15 protein-coding genes are annotated in these 18,651 nt (G+C 63.4%); 8 read left to right on the top strand and 7 right to left on the bottom strand.

Annotated features, from left to right (window positions below; all coding sequences use genetic code 11):
* The first annotated feature begins 240 nt into the window (after window positions 1-240).
* Window positions 241-945 (top strand): tRNA (N6-threonylcarbamoyladenosine(37)-N6)-methyltransferase TrmO, encoded by a 705-nt coding sequence (gene tsaA / locus ACB037_RS05535; protein ID WP_371175003.1) that lies wholly within the window; start codon window positions 241-243, stop codon window positions 943-945.
* Between the two features lie 70 nt (window positions 946-1,015).
* Here the strand turns inward: tsaA and ACB037_RS05530 are convergent, their stop codons facing one another.
* Genes ACB037_RS05530 through ACB037_RS05520 form a run of 3 tightly spaced genes read right to left on the bottom strand, consistent with a single transcriptional unit; the run spans window position 1,016 to window position 4,202 of the window.
* Entirely contained in the window at window positions 1,016-2,137 is a 1,122-nt protein-coding gene (locus ACB037_RS05530; RefSeq protein ID WP_039039348.1) for a beta-ketoacyl-ACP synthase III, read from the bottom strand.
* A 55-nt stretch (window positions 2,138-2,192) separates the two neighbouring features.
* Window positions 2,193-3,356 carry a VWA domain-containing protein gene (locus ACB037_RS05525; RefSeq protein WP_043155833.1) on the bottom strand — a complete coding sequence of 388 codons (1,164 nt, stop codon included), beginning with the start codon at window positions 3,354-3,356 and terminating at the stop codon, window positions 2,193-2,195.
* Window positions 3,357-3,359: 3 nt separating this feature from the next.
* Window positions 3,360-4,202 (bottom strand): MoxR family ATPase, encoded by an 843-nt coding sequence (locus ACB037_RS05520; protein ID WP_151028674.1) that lies wholly within the window; start codon window positions 4,200-4,202, stop codon window positions 3,360-3,362.
* A gap of 163 nt (window positions 4,203-4,365) precedes the next feature.
* Between ACB037_RS05520 and cysK the strand changes: the two genes are divergently transcribed.
* From cysK to ACB037_RS05495, 5 genes are all read left to right on the top strand, one after another.
* A complete protein-coding gene (gene cysK / locus ACB037_RS05515) occupies window positions 4,366-5,334 on the top strand; it encodes a cysteine synthase A (protein WP_010673571.1) in 969 nt (322 codons plus the stop codon).
* Window positions 5,335-5,777: 443 nt separating this feature from the next.
* A complete protein-coding gene (locus ACB037_RS05510; protein ID WP_005303128.1) occupies window positions 5,778-6,035 on the top strand; it encodes an HPr family phosphocarrier protein in 258 nt (85 codons plus the stop codon).
* A gap of 44 nt (window positions 6,036-6,079) precedes the next feature.
* Window positions 6,080-7,807 (top strand): phosphoenolpyruvate-protein phosphotransferase PtsI, encoded by a 1,728-nt coding sequence (ptsI, locus tag ACB037_RS05505; protein WP_041213301.1) that lies wholly within the window; start codon window positions 6,080-6,082, stop codon window positions 7,805-7,807.
* Window positions 7,808-7,850: 43 nt separating this feature from the next.
* A complete protein-coding gene (crr, locus tag ACB037_RS05500; RefSeq protein ID WP_010673569.1) occupies window positions 7,851-8,360 on the top strand; it encodes a PTS glucose transporter subunit IIA in 510 nt (169 codons plus the stop codon).
* A 254-nt stretch (window positions 8,361-8,614) separates the two neighbouring features.
* On the top strand, window positions 8,615-9,160 hold the full coding sequence (locus ACB037_RS05495) for a cytochrome b (protein WP_236274372.1): 546 nt from the start codon (window positions 8,615-8,617) through the stop codon (window positions 9,158-9,160).
* Between the two features lie 81 nt (window positions 9,161-9,241).
* Here ACB037_RS05495 and ACB037_RS05490 read toward each other — a convergent pair whose 3' ends face one another.
* The 3 genes from ACB037_RS05490 to ACB037_RS05480 all read right to left on the bottom strand — a co-directional run bounded on the left by ACB037_RS05490 (window position 9,242) and on the right by ACB037_RS05480 (window position 14,760).
* Window positions 9,242-12,997: an AAA family ATPase gene (locus ACB037_RS05490; protein ID WP_371175002.1), complete on the bottom strand. Its 3,756-nt coding sequence runs from the start codon at window positions 12,995-12,997 to the stop codon at window positions 9,242-9,244.
* The gene (locus tag ACB037_RS05485) at window positions 12,994-14,220 is read right to left on the bottom strand and encodes an exonuclease SbcCD subunit D C-terminal domain-containing protein (protein ID WP_371175001.1); all 1,227 of its coding nucleotides are present in this window, start codon (window positions 14,218-14,220) and stop codon (window positions 12,994-12,996) included. The genes ACB037_RS05490 and ACB037_RS05485 overlap by 4 nt, the downstream gene beginning before the upstream one ends.
* Window positions 14,221-14,331: 111 nt before the next feature.
* Complete coding sequence (locus ACB037_RS05480) at window positions 14,332-14,760, bottom strand: GNAT family N-acetyltransferase (RefSeq protein WP_010673565.1); 429 nt, start codon at window positions 14,758-14,760, stop codon at window positions 14,332-14,334.
* A gap of 179 nt (window positions 14,761-14,939) precedes the next feature.
* Between ACB037_RS05480 and rdgC the strand changes: the two genes are divergently transcribed.
* A complete protein-coding gene (gene rdgC, locus ACB037_RS05475; RefSeq protein ID WP_010673564.1) occupies window positions 14,940-15,851 on the top strand; it encodes a recombination-associated protein RdgC in 912 nt (303 codons plus the stop codon).
* A gap of 153 nt (window positions 15,852-16,004) precedes the next feature.
* On the opposite strand, the gene ACB037_RS05470 is transcribed toward rdgC, so the two are convergent.
* Window positions 16,005-16,622 carry a GDSL-type esterase/lipase family protein gene (locus ACB037_RS05470; RefSeq protein WP_371175000.1) on the bottom strand — a complete coding sequence of 206 codons (618 nt, stop codon included), beginning with the start codon at window positions 16,620-16,622 and terminating at the stop codon, window positions 16,005-16,007.
* A 112-nt stretch (window positions 16,623-16,734) separates the two neighbouring features.
* Here ACB037_RS05470 and ggt point away from each other — a divergent pair, with 112 nt between their 5' ends.
* A complete protein-coding gene (gene ggt, locus ACB037_RS05465) occupies window positions 16,735-18,516 on the top strand; it encodes a gamma-glutamyltransferase (protein WP_143237860.1) in 1,782 nt (593 codons plus the stop codon).
* Window positions 18,517-18,651: the final 135 nt, after the last annotated feature.

The raw sequence follows: 18,651 nt of genomic DNA, 5'->3' as shown, positions 1-18,651 counted from the left end.
CGGCCATGGCCTGGCATGGTGAGCACACGTCCCAGGCATATCGTCATGGTGCGGGCAGCAGATTCCTTGTCCGCTCCCCCGCCACCCCTTTTGCCGCCCCACCCTACGCAAGTTGGCACCAGGACACAGCCCCCGGGCACCGGGTCTGCGATCGGGATCACAGGGGCTGCGTCCTAGTACTCCCCCTGCGTTTTCGGCGTGCCTGTGCTACATTGCCCGGGTTTTCAGCCAGGATCCGCCATGAAGTTCGATATCGATACCCTAGGGATCATCCGCTCTCCCTACAAGGAGAAGTTCGCCATACCCCGCCAGCCCGGCCTGGTCAGCGCGGCTCGCGCCCGCCTCGAACTGCTTCCTCCCTATGATCAGCCCGATACGCTGCGCGGCATCGAGCAATTCTCCCATCTCTGGATCAGCTTCGTGTTTCACCAGACCATGGATCAGGGCTGGCACCCGACGGTGCGCCCGCCGCGCCTCGGCGGCAACGAGCGGGTCGGGGTCTTTGCCACCCGCTCCACCTTCCGCCCCAACCCCCTTGGCCTCTCCGTGGTCGAGCTGCACGGGGTGGGACGTGAGCGCGGCAAACTCTGGCTCGAGCTGGGCGCCGTGGACTTGCTCGACGGCACCCCCGTCGTCGACATCAAGCCCTATGTCCCCTATGCCGACAGCCTGCCCCACGCCCGTGGCGGTTTCGCCCCCGATGCCCCCACCCCGCCGCTGGCGGTGAGCTTCAGCGCCCAGGCCGAGCAGCAGCTCGCCCCCTGGCTCAAGGCCCACCCGGAGCTGCGTGAACTGGTGAGGGAGGTGCTGGCTCAGGATCCCCGCCCTGCTTACAAGAAGGGCAAGCCGGATGACAAGGTGTACGGTGTCAGATTGTTCGATGTGAACGTGCGATTTCAGATAAAAGAACCGCAATGTCAGGTGCTTACCATCGAACCCGCTTGAAAAGAGCCTCTCTGGCAGCATGAAAAAAGCCACCCTCCCGGGTGGCTTTTTTATGGGCAAAACAGGGTGCTCAGCGCCGCTGCAGCAGCAGGCTGCCGATGGAGTAACCGGCCCCAAAGGAGCAGAGCACCCCGCGAGCCCCGCTCGGCAGATCCTGGTTGAAGAGGTGGAAGGCGATGATGGAACCCGCCGAGCTGGTGTTGCCGTAGCGGTCGAGGATGACAGGCGCCTCCTGCTGGCTGGCGTCATGGCCCAGCAACTTGCGACCGATGAACTGGTTCATGGTCAGATTCGCCTGATGGAGCCAGAGCCGGCTCAAGCCATCGGCCGCCCATCCCTGCTCCGCCAGCTGGGAGGCTATCTGATCGCACACCAGGGGCAGCACCTCCTTGAACACCTTGCGCCCCTGCTGGCGGAACAGCTTGTCGTCGCCGTAGCGGGTGCGCGGGCTGAGCCGGTTCAGGAAGCCGAAGTTGTTGCGGATGTTGTTGGAGTACTGGGTCACCAGCTTGCTGGCCACCAGTTGCCAGGGGTTGGCCACCTGGCAATCGGCCTCCCGCTCCAGCAGCACGGCGGTACAGGCGTCGCCGAAGATGAAGTGACTGTCCCGATCGCGGAAGTTGAGGTGACCCGAGCAGATCTCCGGATTGACCACCAGCGCCAGCCGGGCGGTGCCTGCCGCCAGCATGTCTGCGGCGGTCTTGATCCCGAAGGTGGCGGAAGAGCAGGCCACGTTCATGTCGAACGCCAGGCCGCTGGCGCCGAGATAGTGCTGCAATTCGATGGCCAGCGCCGGGTAGGGGCGCGGCATGTTGGAGGCGGCGACGATGACAAGATCGATCTCCCCCGGTTCACGACCGGCGGCGATCAGCGCCTGCTCGGCGGCCGCCACCGCCATCTCCACCATGATGGAGGGCTGATCGTCCGGGCGCTCCGCCATGAGCGGTTGCATGATGTCGGGATCCAGCACCCCCTCGCTGCTCACCAGATAGCGGCTCTTGATGCCGGAGGCCTTCTCGATGAACTCGCAGCTCGAGTGCTGCTTGGCAGGCAGCTGCCCTGCATCGATGGCGGAGGCGTTCTCCTCGTTGTAGAGATCCACGTACTGGTTGAAGGCCGCCACCAGCGCTTCATTGCTGACGGCAAAGGGAGGGGTATAGAGGCCTGAGCCACTGATTACGATAGAGGTCATCTTTGCTCCTGGCCGGGTGCAATCCCGGCTTGTCTGTTTTTTAGGGTTCAGAGGGTCACAGCTGGTCGATGGCCGCAGCCAGACCCGCCAGGGTCAGCGGGTGCATCCGCCCGCCGATCAATTCGTTCATCAACTTGATGGAGGGATGCCACAGCCACTCCTGCCTTGGCAGCGGATTGACCCACACCATCTTGGGGAAATGTTGTTGCAGGCGCCCGAGCCACACCTGGCCGGGCTCCTCGTTCCAGTACTCTACGCTGCCACCTGGCCAGGTGATTTCATAGGGGCCCATCTTCGCATCCCCCACCACCATCACCCTGTAGTCGCTGCCGTAGGTGCGCAGCAGCCGCAGGGTATCGAACCGATCATCAAGGCGCCTGGCATTGTCCTGCCAGACGAAGTCGTAGAGGCAGTTGTGAAAATAGAAGAACACCAGGTGCTTGAACTCGTGGCGCAGGGCCGAAAAGAGGCGCTGCACCTCGGCCACATGGGCATCCATGGAGCCCCCTACGTCGAAGAAGACCAGCAGTTTGACCCCGTTGTGGCGCTCGGGCCGCAGCTTCACATCGAGCCAGCCTTGCCTGGCCGAGCTTTGGATGGTGTCGTCGAGATCCAGCTCGTCGGGATTGCCCCGGCGCACCCAGCGTCTGAGCTTGCGCAGGGCGAGCTGGATGGCGCGCTGCCCCAGGGGCGAGTCGTCACTGAAGTTGCGAAAGTGGCGCGCTTCCCACACCTTGGTCGCCCGCCCGTGCTGACCCTCTCCCCCCATGCGGATCCCTTCCGGGTGATAGCCGCCGTGACCGAACGGGCTGCTGCCCCCGGTGCCGACCCACTTGTTGCCGCCGGCGTGACGCTCCTTCTGCTCGTTCAAGCGCTGGTTGAGGGTCGCCAGCAGCTTGTCCAGCCCGCCAAGGGATTGGAGCAACGCCTTCTCCTCCGGGCTTAACAGTCGCTCGAACTCCTTGCGCAGCCAGTCGTCAGGCAGGCTCTCCGGCAACAGGGGGATGACGGCCAACTCTTCGTAATACTCGGCGAAGGCGCGATCGAAGCGATCCAGGTGCGCCTCGTCTTTCACCAGCAGGCAGCGAGCCAGAAGATAAAACTCATCCATATCGAGGCTGGCAAGCCCGGCCGCCAAGGCCCCATGGAGATCCAGCAATTCGCGCAGGCTGCAGGGGAGCTTGTGACGGCGCAGATGGGTAAAAAAGTCGATCAGCATGGGTCAGCTGCCGCGTCTGGCCAGAAAAGCGAGCTTCTCAAACAGATGCAGGTCCTGCTCGGTCTTGAGCAGGGCGCCGTAGAGGGCAGGCACCAGTTTGCCCGGCTCACGGGTGCGCAGGGCTTCGGGGGCGATGTCGTCGGCCAACAACAGCCGGATCCAGTCCAGCAGCTCGGAGGTGGACGGCTTCTTGCGCAGCCCCTCTACCGCACGCAGCTCAAAGAAGAGCGTCATCGCCTCGTCGAGCAGCCGATCCTTGAGGTTTGGGTAGTGGAGCTTGACGATGGCCTGCATCTCGGCCTTGTCGGGGAAGCGGATGTAGTGGAAGAAACAGCGGCGCAGGAAGGCGTCCGGCAGCTCTTTTTCGTTGTTGGAGGTGATGATGACCACGGGTCGCTGGCGCGCCTTCACGCGCTCGCCGGTCTCGTAAACATCGAACTCCATCCGATCCAGCTCCAGCAGCAGATCGTTGGGAAACTCGATGTCCGCCTTGTCGATTTCATCGATGAGCAGCACTGGCCGCCGCTCTGCGCTGAAGGCCTGCCACAGCTTGCCCCGGCGGATGTAGTGGCCAATCTCCCCTACCCTGGGGTCACCGAGCTGGGAGTCTCGCAGCCGGGCGACGGCATCGTATTCGTAGAGCCCCTGCTGGGCCTTGGTGGTGGACTTGATGTGCCAGCTGATGAGCTCGGCGCCCAGGGATTCGGCTACCGCCTCCGCCAGCACTGTCTTGCCCGTACCGGGTTCACCCTTGATGAGCAGCGGCTTCTCCAGCACGATGGCGGCATCGACGGCCATCTTCAGTGCCTGTGATGCGAGATAGCGGTCGCTTCCTGCAAATCCCATGAGATCCCTTCCATTGGATGCCCAGGCAGCGGGAGCCCCCTCGGCAAGAGAGAATAAGTTCTATATGTTGTAATAACATATTGTTATAACGATTCGTCACTTCTCATTCAGAAACCACAGGGTAATCTTGTTTCATCGCCTTAACAAACACAGGGATAGCACCATGAGCAAAATTTTTGAGGACAACAGCCAGACCATAGGCAACACCCCGCTTGTTCGTCTCAACCGTGTTACCAAGGGCCGCGTGCTGGCCAAGATCGAGAGCCGCAACCCGAGCTTCAGCGTCAAGTGCCGGATCGGTGCCAACCTCATCTGGGATGCCGAGAAACGCGGCGTGCTGACCAAGGGCAAGGAGATCATCGAGCCCACCAGCGGCAACACGGGCATTGCCCTGGCATTCGTGGCTGCGGCCCGCGGCTATCCCATCACCCTGACCATGCCGGCCACCATGAGCCTGGAGCGCCGCAAGCTGCTCAAGGCCCTGGGTGCCAACCTGGTGCTGACCGAAGGTCCCCTCGGCATGAAGGGCGCCATTGCCAAGGCCAACGAGATCCTCGAATCCGAGCCGGGCAAGTACGTGCTGCTGCAACAGTTTGAAAACCCGGCCAACCCGGAAATCCACGAGCAGACCACTGGACCCGAGATCTGGGACGCCACCGATGGCGAGGTGGATGTGTTCGTGGCGGGCGTCGGTACCGGCGGCACCATCACCGGGGTCTCCCGCTACATCAAGAAGACCAAAGGCAAGGCCATCGTCTCCGTGGCGGTCGAGCCCAGCGAATCCCCCGTCATCAGCCAGAAACTGGCGGGTGAAGAGATAAAGCCCGGTCCCCACAAGATCCAGGGCATCGGCGCCGGCTTCATCCCGGGCAACCTGGATTTGAGCCTGCTGGACCGCGTCGAGCAGGTGAGCAGTGACGAAGCCATCGAGATGGCCCGCCGCCTGATGGAAGAGGAAGGGATCCTGGCCGGTATCAGCTCCGGCGCTGCCGTGGTCGCTGCCAACCGTCTGGCCGAGCAGCCGGAGTTCGAAGGGAAAACGATTGTCGTCATCCTGCCGAGCGCCGCCGAGCGTTACCTCTCCAGCGCCCTCTTCGCCGGTGTGTTCAGCGAGCAGGAATTGCAGCAGTAGTTGATCAGCCAACACCAAAACGACGGCGCTCCTCGGAGCGCCGTTTTCATTATGCGCTAAACTCTCTAGCCACCAGTGCCACTCGGCCCCTTATTTTTTGGGGTAAAATAACAAACTTGGATATGACAAAAAAAGCAGACATTCTGTGATAAATCTCATATCCTGTGCGGCGTCACGAGGTGTTTGCTGGCAAGGTATCACAAGGTAACAAAGTGTTATTTTTCGTTATAAAATAATTTCAGGCCAGTCCTGACGCGGCTTGCAGCCTGATAGCGAAAAAATACCTGGCCATGACGCCGAATACTGCACAGAAAATTGACCTGGATTAAACCATTGCAGGTCTGATTTCGTTACTTTACAACATATCCATACTGACACGGTGAGACAGGAAGCCTCATTGGCGACCATCTCTCCAAACAATATCAATAATATGGGGTGAAACCATGTACGAGAAGTCTGTTGTTATTACTGCTGAAAACGGCCTGCACACCCGTCCTGCAGCTCAGTTCGTGAAAGAAGCCAAAGAATTCCAAAGCGAGATCACTGTGGTCTCCGGCGGCAAATCCGCCAGCGCCAAGAGCCTGTTCAAGCTCCAGACCCTGGGTCTGACCAAAGGCACCAACGTGACCATCCAGGCTGACGGCCCGGACGCTCAGAAAGCCGTTGAGAAGCTGGTTGCCCTGATGGACGAGCTGGAGTAATCCAGCTTTATTCCTCCCCCACAGTCGTTTTAATAGGAAGGATTATGATATCTGGCATTCTTGCGTCCCCCGGTATCGCATTCGGCAAGGCGCTTCTTCTGAAAGAAGATGAAATCGTTATCAATCAGGGCAAGATTCCCGCCGAACAGATTGATGCCGAGATCAACCGCTTCCTCGAAGCCCGCACCAAGTCAGCCGCACAGCTGGAAGCCATCAAAGAGATGGCCGGTCGCACCTTCGGTGAAGAAAAAGAGGCCATCTTCGAAGGCCACATCATGCTGCTCGAAGATGAAGAGCTGGAAGGGGATATCAGATCCTTCATCAAAGAACACAAGGCCTCTGCCGACAGAGCCGTTCACGAGGTGATCGAACAGTACGCCAAGATGATGGCCGATCTGGATGACCCCTATCTGCGTGAGCGCGCCACCGACTTCCGTGACATCGGCACCCGTCTGGTCAAGAACGTACTGGGCATCGCCGTTGTCAACCTGAGCACCATCGACGAAGAGGTCATCCTGGTCGCCAAAGACCTGACCCCGTCTGAAACCGCTCAGATCAACCTGAAATACGTGCTGGGCTTCGTCACCGACATCGGTGGCCGTACCTCCCACACCTCCATCATGGCCCGCTCCCTGGAGCTGCCGGCCGTTGTGGGCACCAACGACATCACCGAGCGCGTCAAGAACGGTGACATGCTGGTGCTGGATGCGATCAACAACCAGGTCATCATCAACCCGACCGCCGACCAGTTGAACGAAGCCAAGAAGTTCCAGGCCCAGTTCCAGGCCGAGAAGGACGAGCTGGCCAAGCTCAAAGACCTGCCTGCCATCACTCTGGATGGCCACCAGGTCGAAGTGTGCGCCAACATCGGGACCGTCAAGGATACCGAAGGCGCCATCCGCAACGGCGCCGAAGGCGTGGGTCTGTACCGTACCGAGTTCCTGTTCATGGACCGTGACGCGCTGCCGACCGAAGACGAGCAGTTCAAGGCTTACAAAGAAGTGGCCGAAGCCATGCCGGATCAACCGATCATCGTCCGTACCATGGACATCGGCGGCGACAAAGAACTGCCCTACATGAATTTCCCGAAAGAGATGAATCCCTTCCTGGGCTGGCGTGCCGTGCGTATCTTCTTCGATCGCACCGACATCATGCACGCCCAGCTGCGGGCCATCCTGCGTGCGTCTGCCTTCGGCAAACTGCGCATCATGTTCCCGATGATCATCTCCGTCGAAGAGTTCCGCAGCCTGAAGGCTACCGTGGAGACGCTGAAAGCCGAACTGCGTGCCGAAGGCAAAGCCTTTGATGAATCCATCGAAGTGGGTATCATGATCGAGACCCCGGCCGCGGCCGTGATGGCTCATCATCTGGCCAAGGAAGTGGATTTCTTCAGTATCGGTACCAACGACCTGACCCAGTACACCCTGGCTGTCGACCGTGGTAACGAGATGATTTCCGCCATGTACAACCCGCTGTCACCCTCCGTCCTGACCCTGATCAAGATGGTGATCGACGCTTCCCATGACAATGGCAAGTGGACCGGTATGTGCGGTGAACTGGCTGGTGACGAACGCGCCACCCTGCTGCTGCTGGGTATGGGTCTGGATGAGTTCTCCATGAGCGCCATCTCTGTACCGCGTATCAAGAAGCTTATCCGCAACACCAACTTCGAAGATGTGAAGGCCATGGCCGACCAGGCGCTGAGCTTTGCCACCGCCGCCGAAATCGAAGCGTGCGTAGATAACTTTATTAAGCAGAAGGCAGTCTGCTAAGATCGGCTGCAAACAGCGACAATCATCTCTAGGAGCTTTTACTATGGGTCTGTTCGACAAACTGAAGAAACTGGTTTCCGACGACAGTTCTGACACTGGCGGCATCGAAATCTTTGCTCCGCTGTCCGGCGAAATCGTCCCCATCGAAGATGTGCCTGACGTCGTCTTCGCCGAGAAGATCGTCGGCGACGGCATCGCCATCAAGCCGGCCGGCAACAAGATGGTTGCTCCGTGCGACGGCACCATCGGCAAAATCTTCGAGACCAACCACGCGTTCTCTCTGGAGTCCGACTCTGGTATCGAGCTGTTCGTTCACTTCGGTATCGACACCGTCGAGCTGAAGGGTGAAGGTTTCACCCGTATCGCTCAGGAAGGTCAACAGGTCAAGCGCGGTGACACCATCATCGAGTTCGATCTGGCCGTTCTGGAAGCCAAAGCCAAGTCTACCCTGACACCTGTGGTCATCTCCAACATGGACGAGATCAAAGAGCTGGTGAAGATGACTGGCGCCGTGACCGTGGGCGAAACCCCGGTGATCCGCATCAAGAAATAATGCGCCCTGGCCTGACGCCAGCGACCGCCAAAAACCGAAGCCTGGTGCTTCGGTTTTTTTTTGCCCCTTCCATCTCCCGATACTCCATGGGCTCCCGCACAGGTCAGCATGACGGCAAACAGGCAGAAATGTTATCGAGATCAACACGGGCATAAGCAAGCCGAGTACCCTCAAGAGGGATACCTGCGGGTCCTTTGGCTCGATATGAGACGGGATGAAAAGAGATAAACCGCTTAAGTGGCGAGGAGACAACGATGCTGAGAAATACCGAACAACGTTATGGCAGCCTGAGCATAGGGCTGCACTGGTTGACCCTGCTGCTGATGATCGCCGTCTATGCGCTGATGGAGTTCAGGGATATCTTCCCCAAAGGGTCGGCTGGCCGCGACCTGATGAAGGAGTTTCACTTCATGGTGGGTCTGCTGATCCTGGCGCTGGTGGTCGTGCGCCTGCTGGTGCGCGTGGGTAGCCCTTCACCGCGTATCGTGCCCGAGCTCTCCCCCCTGATGCTCACGCTGGCCAAGCTCGCCCACCTGGCGCTCTATGGCTTCCTGATCCTCACCCCACTGCTGGGCTGGCTGCTGCTGAGTGCGGGCGGCAAGCCCATCCCCTTCTTCGGCCTGGAGCTCCCCGCCCTCATCGCCCCCGACGACGGCCTGAAGGGCACCATCAAGGAGTTGCACGAGACGCTGGCCAACATTGGCTATGCCCTGATTGCCCTGCACGCGGCGGCAGCCATCTACCACCACCATGTGCTCAAGGACAACACCCTGACCAATATGCTGCCCGAGCGCAAATAACCAGCGACGGGTTGCACGCCAACAAAAAGGCCCCTGTGACAGGGGCCTTTTTATTCATGGAGGGTCATGGGCGACACGTCGTCAGCCGGGCAACACTACCCGGCTTTCGCCGCCGCCGAGGGCCTCCACCCGCACCTGCACGCCGATCCGCTCCACCAGGGTCTGCACGTGGGAGATGACCCCGATCTGGCGACCGGCCGCCTGCAGGGAGTCGAGACTGGAGAGCGCCAGATCCAGACTGTCCGGATCGAGCGTGCCGAAGCCCTCGTCGATGAACAGCGATTCGACCTGGGTCTGGCGCGACGACAGGCTGGAGAGGGCCAGCGCCAGCGCCAGCGACACCAGGAAGCTTTCACCGCCGGAGAGGGAATCCACCGAGCGCACCTCATCCCCCATGTCGAGATCCACCACCTGCAGCGCCAGATCGGTGCCGGGCACCCGCTCCAGCCGATAGCGGGGGGAGAGCTCGGCGAGCTGGGCGTTGGCCTCCAGCAGCAGCCGCTCCAGGGTGAGGCTCTGGGCGAAGGTGCGCAGCTTGGCGCCGCTGGCCGAACCGATGAGATCACAGAGGCGCTGCCAGTGATCCGCCACCGCCTGCTGGGCGGCCAGCTCCTCCTGCAAGGTACCCGCCTTGAGGGCCGCCGCCTCCGCCTGTGCCAGCGTGCTCTTGCACTGGAACAGCTGCTCGTCGAGGGTGCGGCAGTGCGCCTCCAGCGCCGTCAGCCGGCTGTCGAGTTCCTGCGGCGCCAACGCGGCCAGCTCCGGGTGATGCTCGCGGTAACGATCCCGCTTGCTCTCCTCCAGCGCCAGCGCCCGCTGCCGCTCGGTCAAACGGGTGCGCGCCTCGGCACGGGCATCTTCCAGCGCCTGCAAGGCGGCGCGGCGCCCCTTGAGCTCATCCGGGCTCATGGCCAGCAGGCAGCGCAGGTCATATTCGGCGATGCCGAGACTGCTGGCGTGGGCAGCCCAGCGCCCCAGCACCTCCCGCCGCCGCCGACTGCTCACCTGTTTCTCCTGCTCCAGATGGCTGAGACGGGTCTTGAGCTCGGTCTGGCGCTCGCGCAGGGTGCGGGCCGCCCCCTGCATCGTCTCCAGCTCGCTGGCCAGTTGCTGCAGCCGCTGCTGCCAGCGGCTCTCGACCAGGGCAATCTCCTCCCCCCCCAGACAGGCAGAACGGCTTGTGACCAGCCCCTGCCGTTGCTGTTCATGCTCCTTGTAGTCGCGCTCGAGCTTGTGCAGCAGCTCACGCTGAGTCTGCAGACGCGCCTCCTGAGCACTCAGGGCCGGGGTGAGGCTGGCAATCTCGCCGGTCAGCCGCTCCCACTCGCTCTGGCCGTGCAGCCAGGCCTCGCAGGCCCGCTGCCACTCGCGCCACTGCTGGCTGCCCAGCCACTGACGCCAGGGCTGGCCTCCCATCTGCTCGTCGAGCCGGCTGCCCCCCTGCTCAATGCGCTGGCGCAGGGTCGTTTCTTGCTCGCCCATCCCCTTCACCTCCCCTTCCAGAGCGATGCGCTGGCGGTCGGCCTCCTGCCACTGCTGCTCGAACTGCTGGTGCTGACTGGCCAGCTGGCTCAATTGCTGGCGCACGGCCTGCAACTGCTGCTGGCCCTGCTGGGCCTCGCTCAATTGCTGCTGGCTGCGAGCCAGCCCCAGCTCCAGACTCTGGCCGCGGCCGAGCAGGGTACTCATCAATTCGTTCCACTCGATTGGGCTCTGACGCAGCGGCAACGGATGGCCCAGCAGCTCGGCACCGCCCAGCTGCTGCCAGCGCTGGGTCAGCTGTTCGGCACGCGTCTCCAGCTCAGGTAGATGTTGCTGACGCACCGCCAGCTGGCGGGCCAGCTCCTGGCGCTCGCTCTCGCACTGAATGTATTGGTGATTGAGCCGATCCCACTCAAGCTCCAGGCTGCGGACACGCTCCGCCAGTTGCCCCAGAATGCCCGCCACCTGTGGCTGGCTCTGGTGATAGGGGTGCTCCTCGGCGCCGCAGAGCGGGCAAGGTTCACCGTCGCGCAGGATGTGGCGATGCTGCTCGAAACTGGCGATGGCGCGGGACTGCTCCAGCGCGTGACGCGCCTCATCCCGTTGCAGGGCGAGCCGCTCGCGGGCCGGCGTCAGCTCGTCGCCGAGGATCGCCAGCTTGCCGAGCGCCTGCTCCAGCTGGGCGATCTCCTGCTGCAGGCGACCATGCTGCTCACCGTGATTGCGGCCATAGTCAGCCAGCTCCAGCAACTGGCGCAGCTGGCCCAGCTGCTCGGTCTGCCCTTGCCACTGCTCCTGCGCCTTGGCCAGGCGCCCCTCCCACTGCTGCTCCTGCAGCTCGTGCTGCTGTTGCAGCAGCCGCGCCTGCTCGCGCTGCCAGTAGTCGCGCTCCTGCTGCCCCTGCTCCAGCTGGTGTTGCAGTTGCCTGAGGGCGCGCAGCTTGTGTTCGCGCAGGGTAAGAAGCTGCTGCAGCCTGTCGGCATCCTCGGCCCAATCCTGCATGGCGGTGAGCAGGGGCTGCCACTGGCGGGCCACCGGCGCCAGCTCCTTGTGATCCTCAAGCCAGGCACCCCACTGCTGGTGCTGGGCCTTGAGCTGCTCCACCTGCTGGCGCTGCTGGCGCCAGCCTTGCTCCAGGGTGAGCTGCACCTCCCGCTCCTGCGCCCCCTCCTGCTGGATCTTCTGCAGTTGCTGCTGCTTTTCCCGAATGCGGGTGTCGAGCTCCTGCGCCCGTTTGAGTTCAGGCTGCAGGGCGCCCCACTCGCGCTCGGCGGCGATCTTCTCCGCCAGTAGCTGTTGTTCGCTGAGGGCGCTCTGCTGGGTCTGCTCCTCCAGCTTGCCAAGTTCGGGACCAAGCTCGGCCAGCGCCTTCTCCTGCTGCTGCACCTCCAGGGTGAGGCGGGCCAGCTCGTCGTGATCGGCGCGGGCCACCTGGGCCTGCTCGGCGCGGGCGAACTCCTCCCGCTCGGGGGCGGCCGCACCGTGGGCCGCCTCGGCTGCGGCAAGGGCCGCCTCTCCCTCCTGACAGGCCTGCAACTGGGCGGCGATGCGGCCGTTGAGATCGCGCAAGTCCTGCATCAGCTGCTGTTGCTGCTGCTCGTGTTTGAGGCTGGTGGCGAGGCTGACCTGCTGGCTCACCCACTGCTCGCGGGTCGCCTCGTCCATCAGCGCCACGTCGCCGAGCCGCTGGCGGATGGCGGCCAGTTTCTGCTGCTCCTCCCGCGCCCGCTCATGGGTCTGGACCGAAATGGCGGAGTAGAGCTCGGTGCCGGTCATCCGTTCGAGCAGGGCCGAACGCTCGTCGGCGCTCGACTTGAGGAAGGCGGCAAACTCCCCCTGCGGCAGGATGACGGCGCGGCGAAACTGCTCCCAGGAGAGTCCCACCAGCTCGTCGATGCGATCCTGCAGCTCCCGCTTGCTGCCACTGAACACCTGGCCCGACGCCACGTCGGTCAGGCTGCGCTCCTGGGCCTGAAAGCGCCCCTCGGCGCGATTGCGGGCACGGCGTACCGCCCAGCGGGCCAGCCAGATGCGGCCGTCACAGCCGCGAAACTGCACCTCGGCAAAACCGCTGGCGTGGCCGCGGCTGAGGATGCCGCGCACATCGTTGGCCTTGAGCTTCTCCTCGTCATCCATGCGGCCCACTTCGGCGACGTTCTTGCGATTGGCGATAAAGCGCGGCATCTCGTCGTAGAGTGCCAGACAGATGGCATCGAGCAGGGTACTCTTGCCCGCGCCGGTATTGCCGGTGATGGCAAACAGGCCGGCGGCCCCCAGGGCGCCACCGGCAAAATCGATGGTGAATTGACCGGTCAGGCTGGCCAGATTCTCCCCTGACAGCGACAAGATTTTCATTGGCTGGACTCCTTCACCTGCTCCAGGATCTCTTCAAACGACGCCACCAGCTCGGCCTCCGGCTCCCCGTCGAACTGACGCTGATAGCAGAGGCGAAACACCTCGGTGGGGGAGAGCTCATCGAGCCGGCGCTGGCTGGCACCGTCCGCCAGCCCCTGGCCCGAGCCCTGATAACTGGTCGTGATGCGGGCAAGGCGCACCGGCTTGTCGCCGATGGCGGCCAGTACGCGCTCGCGGATACGGGCCTCGGGTTTGGGCAGCAGCAGCCGTACCTCGAGGAAGGGCTGCGCCTGCTGCGGGCAAGCGGGCAGCGCCAGCGCCTCGATGGCCTGGAGCGCCTCGTCAAGGCCGCTCTGGGGCAGGCGGATCATCTCCACCGCGCGGGGCACCGGGATCCGCTCAAGGCGGGCCAGCTTGCCCCCCTCAAACGTCACCTCCAGCACCTGATGGTTGTAATTCGCCTCGGCCAGCGAGAGCGGCAGCGGCGAGCCGCTGTAGTGCACTCCCTCGGCCGGACTCTGGGCCAGGTGCAGGTGACCCAGCGCCGTGTAGTCGGCGGCGGCAAACAGCTCGGCAGGCAGGGCATGCTGGTTGCCGCCGAGCACCCGCCGCTCGGAAAGCTCGGAAAGCTGACCCGCCGCCAGATAGGCGTGGCCCATGGCGATGAGGGCCTGATCCGGATGGCAGCGCGCACGCCCCTCGCTCAGCACCGCCTCATAGACCTGGCGTACCCCTTCGATGAGTCTGTCCTGCCCTTCACTGATCCCGTCGGGGCGCAGATCGCTGCTGCGCAGAAACGGCACGGCGGCGCACCAGGCGGCCACCTCGCCGTTCTTGCCTCGCAGCGGCACCAGCAGACGCTCGGTCTCGAGGCGCCCCTCGTCGTCCCGGCTGATGCTGCCCACCAGATGGAGGTCGAAGGCGCGCAGCAGCTCGTGGGGGGCATCCAGCTTGGAGGGGGAGTCGTGGTTGCCGCCGATGAGTACCATCTCCAGTGCCGGGTGCTCGGCGCGCAGCCGTGCCAGAAAGCGGTAGAGCTGCTGCCAGGCGCTGGCGGGAGGGTTGGCGGTGTCGAACAGATCGCCCGCCACCAGCAAGGCGTCGATGTCGCGGGTCTTGATGGTGTCGGCCAGCCAGTCGAGGAAGGCGTCGTGTTCGAAGCGGCGGTCGTGGCCGTGAAGCTGATGACCGAGGTGCCAGTCGGCGGTGTGCAGGATCTTCATGGGAAAACGGCTCGATAAGGAGAAGAGAGCGGGGGCGAAGGCGCCCCGAGATGGAGACAAGATGAGGATGGTGCCCCCCGTTTTCAACCGGGGCAGCCCCAGACGTCAGATTCAGACGGCTTGGTAATGCATCTGGTACTGAAGATGGCCGGTGAGGGGATCGGGCACCTCCCCCCCGATTTCAAAGCCGTGGCGGCGGTAGAAACGCACCGCTGGCTCGTTCTCCACGAAGACCCGGGTATGCAGCTCGGCACATCTGGATCTGGCTTCCTGCAACAGGGCGTGCCCCACCCCCCGCCCCTGCCTATCGGGGCGCACGAAGAGTGCAGCCAGGTAATCATCCACCAGTGCCATGAAGCCGAGCAGGTCCCCTCGCTCCTCGAACACCCAGATGCGGGCGTGATCGAGGTAGCGGGTACGCAGCTCCTCCTGAGCCTGCCACCAGCAGGAGGCATCGACGAAATCGTGGGCCTGCAGGGAGGCCAGGAGCCAGATTTCGACGATCTCTTCCATGTCTTCCGGCCGACTCTGTCTCAACATGGTCGCCTCCTTGTCAGCAATGTGAACACTCGCAGTCTAGGGGAGTTGGGCCCGCTCCCGGGGGATCAAGGTGGGGCCCTGTGAGGTCGATCGCCCTTTATTTAGCGAGAATGATTGGCTGATCACAAAGCGCCTCTCTAGTACAATGCCCGCCGGACAATCTAGAGACCGAGGACGCCATGTGGTTTAAAAACCTGCAGATTTACCGCTTTACCCGCCCCTTCGACCTGACCGTTGAGCAGCTGGAAACCCAGCTGGAAGCCTGCGCCTTCACCCCGTGCGGCAGCCAGGACATCTCCCGGTTCGGGTGGGTCAAGCCCCTTGGCAAATTCGGCTCCACCCTGACCCACGCCGCCTCTGGCCACATCCTGCTGTGCGCTCGCAAGGAAGAGAAGATGCTGCCCGGCACCGTGGTCAAGGAGATGCTGGCGGAGAAGGTAGAGGCCATTGAATTCGAGCAGGGCCGCGCTCTCAAGAAGAAAGAGAAGGAGGCGCTGAAAGAGGAGATCATGCACACCCTGTTGCCCCGCGCCTTCAGCCGCACCAGCCAGACCTTCGCCTGGATAAACCCTGCCGACAACCTGATGGTGGTGGATGCAGGCTCCGCCAAGAAGGCGGACGATCTGCTGGCGCTCTTGCGCAAATCCATCGGCTCCCTGCCGGTAGTGCCGGTGGCCCTCAAGAACCCGCCCGAGATCACCATGACCGAGTGGCTCAACGAGGGCAACCTGCCCGCCGCCTTCACCCTGGAGGACGAAGCCGAGCTGCGCAGCGCCATGGAGCACGGCGGCATCATCCGCTGCAAGCAGCAGGATCTGATGAGCGAGGAGATCAAGAATCACCTGGCCAACGACAAGCTGGTGACCAAGCTGGCCCTCAACTGGGGCGAAACCCTGAGCTTCGTGCTGGGGGATGATCTCTCCATCAAGCGCCTCAAGTTCAGCGAAGAGCTGCGCGAGCAGAACGACGACGTCACCAGTGAAGATCCCGCCGCCCGCCTGGACGCCGACTTCGCCCTGGTCACCGCCGAGCTCTCCCAGTTCATCCCGGCCCTGTTTGCTGCCCTGGGCGGTGAAGAGCAGTCCATCTAAGCTAATTGGCTCAGCCTGATTGCAAAAAACCGCCTTCACGGCGGTTTTTTCATCGCCACAGGCTGGTCCCCTCCGGGGTAGCGCCGCCGCGCAATACCCTGACCCCATTGATTGCGGCAGCATGGCGCACTGCCCCGGCAGCATGGCACCTCGCTAGAGTGCCCCCCTTTCCTGCAACAGTCGATGAAGTCGCTGCGCCAGGGTGCGGTAACCCTCGGCATTGAAATGCACCGTATCGGACTTCAGGGCCGGGTCTCGCAGCAACTCGCCGATGCTGTCGTTGTCCAGCACCAGCCCGTACTGCTCTGCCAGCTCCTCGTAGAGGGGAGCGCCATCGGCAAACAGGGATTTTCGGGGCACCCCGACAAGCAGGATCTGGGCCCCGCTCCCCTGCACCGCCTCTATCATGGCGGCGAGACTGGCCTTGAGGGCCGCCTCCCCGCTGCCACGCAGGATGTCGTTGCCCCCCTCCAGCAGGATGACCAGAGCGGGTCTGTGCCGGGCCAGCAACCCGGGCAGGCGGGCCCTACCGGCCTGGCTCAGCTCTCCGGACACCCCGCCATTGACCACGGGATGGCCGCTCAGGTTCGCCAGCACGCTGGGGTAGCTTTGGGACGGGCTCACCCCGCGCCCCTCGGTCAGACTGTCCCCGAAGGCGAGCAGGGTCTCCCCCTGGGCCAGCGGTCTGAAGGTCGGCTCCCCGCAGGCCGTCAGCAACAGGCAGAGCAGCCCCGCCATGCAAGGTTTCGCCAGAGTCCCCCGGTGTGTCATGAGCGCCTCCTTGATAGTTTTGTAACCATATGAGTATTAAGACAAACTTTTAATCAAGCTCCAAGTGTGACACATTTCGGCAGGTGAACAAGAAACCGACAAGGAGCCTGTCATGTCCCTCAAACCCCTCGGCCTGCTGGTCGCCCTCGGCCTGCTTGGCGGCTGCGCCTCCCAGGATGGCTTTCACTATGTCCCTCCTCCCCAGACCCTGATCGCCCCGGAGGCGGCCAGCGGCTGGATTGACAAACCGGGCTGGCAGGGCCGTGACTTCATGGTGGCGGCGGCCAACCCGCTGGCGGTGGACGCGGGCTACCAGATCATCAAGGCGGGGGGCAGCGCCGTCGATGCAGCCATCGCCGTCCAGCTGGTGCTGACTCTGGTGGAGCCTCAATCCTCGGGCATCGGCGGCGGCTCCCTCATGCTGGTGTGGGACGGCAAGCAGGTGGCGGCGGTGGATGGCCGGGAGACAGCCCCCGCCGCTGCCACCGATCAGCTCTTCATGAAGGAGGGCAAACCCATGGCCTTCTATGAGGGGGTGGTGGGCGGGCGCTCCGTCGGCGCCCCCGGCACGGTGCGAGCCCTGGCCCTGGCCCACGAGCGCTATGGCAAGCTGCCCTGGGCCACGCTGTTCGAACCCGCCATCACCCTCGCGGAGCAAGGGTTCGTGATAAGCCCCCGCCTCGCCACCCTGCTGGCAAAAGATCCCTATCTGGCCGGGGATCCGGACGCCCGTGCCTACTTCTATCAGGCGGACGGCACTCCCAAGACGGCAGGTACCCGGCTCACCAACCCGGCCCTGGCCAGGGTGCTGCGTACCCTGGCCAGCGACGGCCCCGACGCCTTCTATCGCGGCCCGCTGGCCGAGGCCATGGTGGCCAAGGTGCACGCCCACCCGACCAACCCCGGGGTGCTGAGCGCCGCTGATCTCGCCAGCTACCAGGCCAAGCTGCGGGACGGGCTCTGCTTTGACTATCGCCAGAGCGAGATCTGCGGCTTCCCGACCCCCTCCTCCGGCACCCTGGCCCTCGGCCAGATCTTCGGCATGCTGGAGAGCCGGGACATGGCCGCCCTCAAACCGGTACAGGGGGAGCAGGGTCAACTGGCCGCCTCCAGCGAGGCCATTCACCTCTACAGCGAGGCGGCACGCCTCGCCTTCGCCGATCGCAACCAGTATGTGGCCGACGGCGACGTCGTCGACGTGCCGGTGACAGGTCTGCTGGACAAGGGCTATCTGGCGCAGCGGGGGCACCTTATCGGCAACCGCTCCATGGGCGTCGCCCAGCCCGGCAACCCGCCACGGGCGCTGGCCAGGGGCCGGGACGCCACCCCGGAGCTGCCCTCCACCAGCCACATCTCCATCGTGGACAAGAGCGGCATGGCGGTGGCCATGACCAGCTCCATCGAAGATGGCTTCGGCTCGCGGCTGATGGTCAACGGCTACCTGCTGAACAACCAGCTCACCGACTTCTCCTTCACCTCGGTGGACGCCGCCGGCCTGCCGGTGGCCAACCGGGTGGAGCCCGGCAAGCGCCCCCGCTCCTCCATGTCGCCCCTGCTGGTGTTTGACAAGGCAAGCGGCGAGCTGGAGATGAGCCTGGGATCCCCGGGAGGCTCGGCCATCATCAACTACGTGGGCAAGGCGCTGCTCGGCACCCAGGATTGGGGGCTCGACCTGCAGCAGGCCATCAACCTGCCCAATTTCGGCAGTCGCAACGGCCCCACCGAGCTGGAGCAGGGGCGCACACCCGACGCCGTGGTACAGGGGCTCAAGGCCAGAGGGCACGAGGTCCTGCTTAACGAGCAGACCTCCGGGCTGCAGGGCGTCCAGCGCCATGCCGGCGGCTGGCTGGGGGCCGCAGACCCCAGACGTGAGGGGGTCGCCAGGGGGGAGTGATGCCCCTTCAGCACCCTCGTTCACCATGGAGGAGGCCAGCCTCCTCCATGCCGTGTGCTCATAGGTGTTCTCCCTTGCCTCCCGATATCATCATCGATTGATTATTCCTGCCAATTTTTCTTTAACTGCACACTC

The organism is Aeromonas sp. S19(2024), assembly GCF_041402625.1.
GTDB lineage: Bacteria > Pseudomonadota > Gammaproteobacteria > Enterobacterales > Aeromonadaceae > Aeromonas > Aeromonas caviae.
Note: the sequence above shows the minus strand (reverse complement) of the source record. Positions and strands in the feature narration are given on the sequence as shown.